Source organism: Tissierellales bacterium (genome assembly GCA_025210965.1).
Taxonomy (GTDB): Bacteria; Bacillota; Clostridia; order Tissierellales; family JAOAQY01; genus JAOAQY01.
In genome coordinates this window covers 1-6,739 of sequence record JAOAQY010000217.1, presented here as the reverse complement: position 1 = coordinate 6,739, position 6,739 = coordinate 1, and the positions used below count along the sequence as shown (strand labels likewise).

The window sequence follows — 6,739 nt, the reverse complement described above, 5'->3', positions numbered from 1 at the left end:
GTTTTTTGTCAACTTCCGCTCATGTACAGCATTTTTTTGTTGTATTTTTTTATAAATATATGATAAGCCTTTTTCTTTCAAATATAATAAGTCAGACTCTTTTCTGAATAAAATTTATTCGTTTACTAAATTAGTAAAAAACTTTGATTTAGACGTTTACAAATTAGGTTTAGTTTTCGTGTTTATTTATTGAGAAGGAGTCTTAAAAGTTCTTTTAAGAGAAAGTTATATTTTGGGAAGAAAATTTTAGACGAGAAAGGATGAAGTAAATATGTTGTATCACTGTCTAAAGAATGCCCAAAATGGAAGTTCAGAAGATGTAATAGCTTTAATCAAAAAATTTGAAATGTGCTTTAAAAAATTTGCTAGAAAATTGTATTATCCGGAGGCTGAAACAGATTTAATCATCGAATTTATTCAGCTAATAGACAATATAAAATTAGAAAGATTTTCAGAAAGCGATGAAGGAAGACTTGTAAACTATATATACGATTCTTTAAACAACAAAAGAATTGATCTCTATAGAAAGCATTTGAAAAATAGGCAAGAATTACTTTTAGTATCCGATGTACATACTCTTAATAATTCTATAGCTTTAGATTCATCAGAAAGTGATTTACACTTTCACGATTTTATTTCAACTTTGACTGATCTTCAAAAACAAGTAGTGTTCATGAGATATTTTGAAGGTTATTCTGATTCTGAGATTTCAAAAAAGTTAAATGTATCAAGGCAAGCAGTAAATAGCACTAGAAAGCGAGCACTAGAAACACTTAAAGTACTTTTTAAAGATGATTGGAGGTGATAATAGTGGAATCAAAGATTTTAGAGCTCGCGGCAACTCAAGGCGTCTGGTCAGCGCTGAGTGTAGGACTGATTTATTATATTTTAAAAAATCAGGAAAAACGTGATTTAAGACAGGAAGAGCGTGAAAGCAAATATCAAGATATCATTACAACTCTTTCTGAAAAATTCAATGTAGTTGAAGATGTAAAAAAAGATGTCGAAGAAATAAAAGTTATTTTAGAAAAATAATTAAAAAAATAATTTTTAGACGTTTACAAATCTAATAGTTTTTTCGTATTTTATTATCGAGAGACTAAATAGTCTCAAATAAAATACGTTTTTTCCCTTAACAAATGCATTGAACCAAATATTAAAAAGTATCCAAAAAATTTCCGTATCGTATCATAAATTTTTTGGATACTTTTTTGGGTATAAATAAAAAAGACAATATTTTGTAAGTGAGGTGATTTTTTGAGGAAAAAAGCAAGTAAACACATTGCAGGATTAATTGCATATGCACTAGTTTTGATTTTGTTTATAATAGCTGCTAATTTAGAATACAAAAAAGCTATTGAAGTTCAAAAACGAGAGCTAGTAAGTAGTCTAAATATACTTCAAGGACAGATAGAAAATCAGCTCAATCGTCATATGAGAAATATAAATGGAATTGTCGCCTACATTAAAGTAAATCCTAATCTAGAAGAGAGCGAATTCGAATATTATTCTTCAAATCTAATCAGCTCTGATGATAAAGTCATTCGAAATATAACTTTAATAGAAGGTGCAAAAATAAAATACGTATATCCAAAGGCTGGAAACGAAACAGCTTTGGCTCTAGATCTATCAACCATACCGTCTCAATATGAAGCTGTACGTTATGTTTATACCACTGGAAAAATGGCTATTGATGGTCCTGTTTCTCTAGCGCAAGGTGGAAAAGGTCTGATTTATAGGGTTCCTGTAAATACAACTTATAGTAATTCTAGTCCATTGACACAAATTAGTTATGTAGCTAATTATGATAAATTCATAGAAATAACTGGTATAAAAGAGGCTCTAAAAACTTATAATTTAAGAATAGTTCAGGTTGACAGCAAACAAAAGTCTATAGTTTCAAATCGTGAATTTTTCAGTGAAAATACCATAGTGAGTTCTATTTTACTCCCAAATACTAAATGGGATATATTCATATCTTACAAAAACGACTATGATGGTAAAACCAATACTTTTTATATACTTATAGCTCTGGGATTTTTTATGGGCTTTTTATCTTATCTATATGTTGTAAATCTCATAAAATCTAGAAATAATCTAGAACAAGCTTTGTTTGTCCAAAATGAAATTCGTGAACAACTCATTTTAGCTGAAAAATTAGTTGCGCTAGGAAGACTAACCTCTGATATCGGACATGAAGTAAATACACCTATTGGAACAAGTATCACCCTAGCTACATTTTTAGTTGATACAAAAAATCATTTTGCAAATAAATACAAAGCAGGAGTTCTCTCTAAAAAAGATGTCGCTATATTTATTGAAAAATCTAGTGCAGCTCTTGATGCTCTAAAATCAAATTTGGATACAGTCTCTGACTTAGTAAAAAAATTCAAGCTATTATCTGCCAATCAAGAACTTGAAAATATAGCGTTTTTGGATTTGAAGGATTATATTTCAGATATTTTAGCTTCAGACATAGCTAATCTAAAAAAGGATGGTCATAAATTAAATATAGTTTCACATGATGACATAAAAATTTACTCGGATAAAATTGCCTTGTCTCAAATATTTAAAAATTTGGTTTCCAATACTATTGATCATGGATTTGATGGTATGAAAAATGGAACAATAGATATCTTAATATATCGAAATCAAAAAAACGATTCTATTTGTATAGAATATAAAGATAATGGTATTGGTATAGATGAAGAACTCTCAGATAAAATATTTACACCATTCTTTTCTACTAAAAAAAGCAAACATCACATAGGACTCGGTTTACATTTGGTTTATAGCTCTGTGGTATCTAAACTCGGAGGACATATTGAGCTTAAAAACGCATTAGATGGCGGTGTGCATTTCTATATTGAATTTCCAGAAAAAAAACATCCAAACATTTAACATTGTTTGGATGTTTTTCACTATTTACTTATTCAAAATGCCACTCAGAAATGCTACTTAAAAATGCTACTTAAAAATACTACTTTCCAAAAATCCCCTTAATAATCATAACTACAACATTGAAATCAAACTCACCAAGTGCGACCTTATAAAATCCACTCTCTCGCATCATTGGAAGCAGTAAAAGTGGCAATAATCCTATAGATAAACCAAAAATTAAAGAAGACACAACTGCACCTAATTTTCCGCCCTTTACATGACCATAAAGTCCGGCTGCCGAACCACTGAAAAAGCAAATAGTAGATGATGGGATAATTGCGTATACACTGCTACTTCCTGCTATAAACATTGCAACAATTCCACCTATCATGCTAAATACGAAACCAATCATCATCCTATCTTGTCTATACGGGAACAATATAGAACAATCCAAAGCTGGAATAGCATCGGGAACTATTTTCTGCGCAATACCCTTAAATGCAGTTATAATTTCTCCAATCATCATTCTAACACCCGTGAGTATTATATACACTCCTGTTGCAAAATAAAGACCTTGCTTTATTGCAAATACTATATAGTAAGTATTGGTAACATCTTGTACATAAGTTTTTCCAGCTATTATAGCCGCTAGTGTAAATAACAGCACCATACTTATAGCTGTTGCGAGAAGATTGTCGACTAAGAGTGATGAGCCCATCTTTTTCTCCCTCTTTTGCTCTGGTCTATTGACAAACTCCCCGATTTTCGCACTTATAAAAAAACCTACCGTAGAAAAATGACCTACAGCTATATTTTCTTTTCCCGTAATTTCCTTTGTATATGGCTGGATAAGCGAAGGAAATACACTCATCATGATACCTAATACTATTCCGCCTATAGCTACTACACCCCATATTGGTATGCCAACATAGCTAAGACCAATGGTAAGAGCACAGCTCATATATATCATCTGGTGTCCAGTCAAAAATATATACTTAAATTTAGTTTTTTTCGCCATCACAATATTAACTATCATTCCAACTATTATTACACTATATATTATATGACCAAATCTAGTTTCAGTATATGCTGCTAGCCTTTCATTACTTGAAATTATACCTATAAGACCAAAACTTCTTTGAAATAAATACCCTAGACTCATAAGTGATTCCCCAATCACTCCACCGCCAATCGACATAAGTATAAGTGATATAGCCGATTTAAATACTGCACTTATAGTAACTTGCCAAGACTTTTTCTGTAGTAAACATCCAAGTGCTACATAAATACCGACCAATATGAAACTACTCTTTAACAAACTGACCCCAAGTTCCATTATCCAATCCATCTATTCCACCAACTCTCCAAGTCTTTGCCCGAGTTCCTCTGAGTCAAGCAAATCGTCAAGACCTATCTTTATTCCATCTCCCTCTATCATGTGAATTATATAATCTGCCCCAATATATACGTCTGCCGTTTCATTTTGAGCTGTAAACAAATCACAATTATCTACATCTGCTTCTATTCCAAGCTTTTTAATCCAATCTATTACCTCCATTAGCAAATAATGGCTACTCCCAAGCCCCATACCGCAGACAACTAATATCTTCATATTTCATTCTCCTCCTCAGCTTTTATAATACTTATTATTTCATCATAAGTATTAGCCTCTATAAGCTCATCTACTCTCTTTGGATCTTTTATAATTCTTATAAGAGTGTCTAATGCCTTCAAATGGCTAGATGAATTGTCGCTAGCTAATACAACAATCAATCTTACTGGATCGTTGTGACTATGTCCAAAATTCACCCCTTTTTCAAGGCTAACAAATGACATAGCTAGTTTATTTACCCCATCTTTTGGCTTCGCATGAGGCAATGCAACCTGCGGTTTTATAACTACATAAGCCTTTAGCCTCTCTATATTTTTTATTATAGCCTCTTCATACGACCTTTGTATATCACCACTAAATATGAGCCTCGATGTCGCAAGTTTAACCGCTTCTCGCCAATTTTCAGCACTCTGATTCAAAACTACATGATCTGGCATCAACAACTCACTTAACTTCTTGTCTTTTTTGCGCTCACCTCTCATCAAGCTTTCTATAGCTCTTTTCAAAGGTTTCTTCGCATGAATTGTAGCATACTTTTCCACTATATCAATTATTTCATCTGAACTAAATTTTGCGCTTTGAGTTTTTTTGACCACTCTCTGAGAAAAATACCTCTTAAGTCTTAGCACATCCTCTTCTTCTAACATTGGCTGAACTACAACTACTGGTCTCTCCCTATAATCTATATCTAATGTACTTATTATTATGTCCACATCAGACCATTTTTTCTTTCTAAACTCAGAGTAACTCTGATGTCCTATTATATCTATATCCTGAAATTCCTCTAAAAGCCTAGTCTCCAATATTCTTACAGTGGCCATACCAGCATTACAAACTAGCATAACCTTTAGAGATTTCTGCCTTCTACTCTCCATTATTCCGCCAAAATATATAGCTACATATGCCACCTCTTCTTCAGGAACTATGAGATGTAATCTTTGTGACAAATGCATACACGCCTTACTTGCTGAATCATAGTAATCCCTGTACTTATCTTTTATAGCACTTAGCATAGGATTTGTGATAGCTATATTGTACCTCATTCTATAACTAGCTGGTTCTAAATGAAGCATGAGTCCCTTTAGAAGCTTCTCTCTCTCTTTGACATCTAAATTTATATTTTGATCTTCTTCAAATACTCGTATCATTGTTTGAGTTGTCTCTTTTAAATCTTCTAGTGAAGCGCTGAAAACACTGCCCTCTTCTTGTTCTAATATTTTGTTGCTAAGCATATACATTGCTATAAATGCTCTTTCATGGCTCGAATTTTCAAACCAATTAAAGCTCTCATCTAATGATTCTTCTAATGCTTTATATTCCTGAGATAATTTTATGGTTTGCACCTGAAATAGTGGAAGTTCAATCTCGCACCCATTTTTGTACCTGTGATTGCTAAGTACCACAGCTAGTATTAAAGTATTTAAACTGCTATCTGTATATCTCAGTTTCAGTTTTTTCTGTAGATTGTCAGTAAATGATATGAGCTTCTCCATATTCCAATGTCTTAAAAGCTCCTCAAGCTCTTTTTGTAAAACCATGTGAAAATCGCTGCCAATATCCTTTAGTTTACCTGATACTATCGCCCATTTACCTATATTGAAGTGTTTTATAAACAATTCTATATACAATTGTCTTTTTTGAAATTCACTCGCTTCTAGTTTCATACCAAGCTTTCTCTTCTTGCTTATGCTACAAGACTTAGTATCTAAGTACTTATCTAATCTTTTTACATCCTCTACGAGAGTATTTTTACTAAAATCAAGTCTATCAGCAATCTCCTGTACCGACGTTCTCTCTTTAGCTGTTAGCAAGAATAATAATATCGCATGCATTCTCTCTTCAGGGCTGAGCACATATTCGCTGTCATCAACCAATTTAAGTTTCTGGACCAATTGATCTTTAACTATATCTGATACATCCATGCTTATTCCTAGTTTTTTTGATCTACTTAATTTTGGTAGCCCTTCACTTTCTAAATATCCATCAATATCTTTTAAATCATTTCTTACAGTTCTCTCAGATATGCTGAACTTGTCTTTCAAAAACAAAGTATCTATTTTGTCTGTATTTTTGAGTATTTCTTTTATCATCTGTACCTGACGCTCTTTTAATATCATATATAACTCACTCTCTTCAGTATTATAAGCTTATTTTATCACACAAAAAAAGACGAACAGTATATTATTTATACTTTGTTCGCCTCATAGCATTATTATACTACTCAAAACTAAGTGCTTCTTTCACAGC

General features: G+C 32.2%; 6 protein-coding genes. 3 read left to right on the top strand and 3 right to left on the bottom strand.

Annotated elements, in window-relative coordinates:
* Positions 1-271 precede the first annotated feature (271 nt).
* The 3 genes from N4A40_15865 to N4A40_15855 all read left to right on the top strand — a co-directional run bounded on the left by N4A40_15865 (position 272) and on the right by N4A40_15855 (position 2,901).
* Positions 272-805, top strand: a complete 534-nt coding sequence (locus N4A40_15865; protein MCT4663330.1) for a sigma-70 family RNA polymerase sigma factor — start codon at positions 272-274, stop codon at positions 803-805.
* A 5-nt stretch (positions 806-810) separates the two neighbouring features.
* Complete coding sequence (locus N4A40_15860) at positions 811-1,035, top strand: BhlA/UviB family holin-like peptide (protein MCT4663329.1); 225 nt, start codon at positions 811-813, stop codon at positions 1,033-1,035.
* A gap of 222 nt (positions 1,036-1,257) precedes the next feature.
* A complete protein-coding gene (locus N4A40_15855) occupies positions 1,258-2,901 on the top strand; it encodes an ATP-binding protein (GenBank protein MCT4663328.1) in 1,644 nt (547 codons plus the stop codon).
* Between the two features lie 79 nt (positions 2,902-2,980).
* Here N4A40_15855 and N4A40_15850 read toward each other — a convergent pair whose 3' ends face one another.
* From N4A40_15850 to N4A40_15840, 3 genes are read right to left on the bottom strand one after another with little or no spacing between them, the layout of a single operon-like run.
* A complete protein-coding gene (locus N4A40_15850; GenBank protein ID MCT4663327.1) occupies positions 2,981-4,228 on the bottom strand; it encodes a PTS ascorbate transporter subunit IIC in 1,248 nt (415 codons plus the stop codon).
* Positions 4,229-4,492, bottom strand: coding sequence for a PTS sugar transporter subunit IIB (locus N4A40_15845; GenBank protein ID MCT4663326.1), 264 nt, complete (start codon positions 4,490-4,492; stop codon positions 4,229-4,231).
* Positions 4,489-6,609: a BglG family transcription antiterminator gene (locus N4A40_15840; protein MCT4663325.1), complete on the bottom strand. Its 2,121-nt coding sequence runs from the start codon at positions 6,607-6,609 to the stop codon at positions 4,489-4,491. The genes N4A40_15845 and N4A40_15840 overlap by 4 nt, the downstream gene beginning before the upstream one ends.
* Positions 6,610-6,739: the final 130 nt, after the last annotated feature.

Bases quoted from the DNA above. Each gene is read 5' to 3' on its own strand.
- N4A40_15865 (MCT4663330.1), top strand. From the start codon at position 272: ATGTTGTATCACTGTCTAAAGAATGCCCAAAATGGAAGTTCAGAAGAT.
- N4A40_15850 (MCT4663327.1), bottom strand. From the start codon at position 4,228: ATGGATTGGATAATGGAACTTGGGGTCAGTTTGTTAAAGAGTAGTTTC.
- N4A40_15845 (MCT4663326.1), bottom strand. From the start codon at position 4,492: ATGAAGATATTAGTTGTCTGCGGTATGGGGCTTGGGAGTAGCCATTAT.
- N4A40_15840 (MCT4663325.1), bottom strand. From the start codon at position 6,609: ATGATATTAAAAGAGCGTCAGGTACAGATGATAAAAGAAATACTCAAA.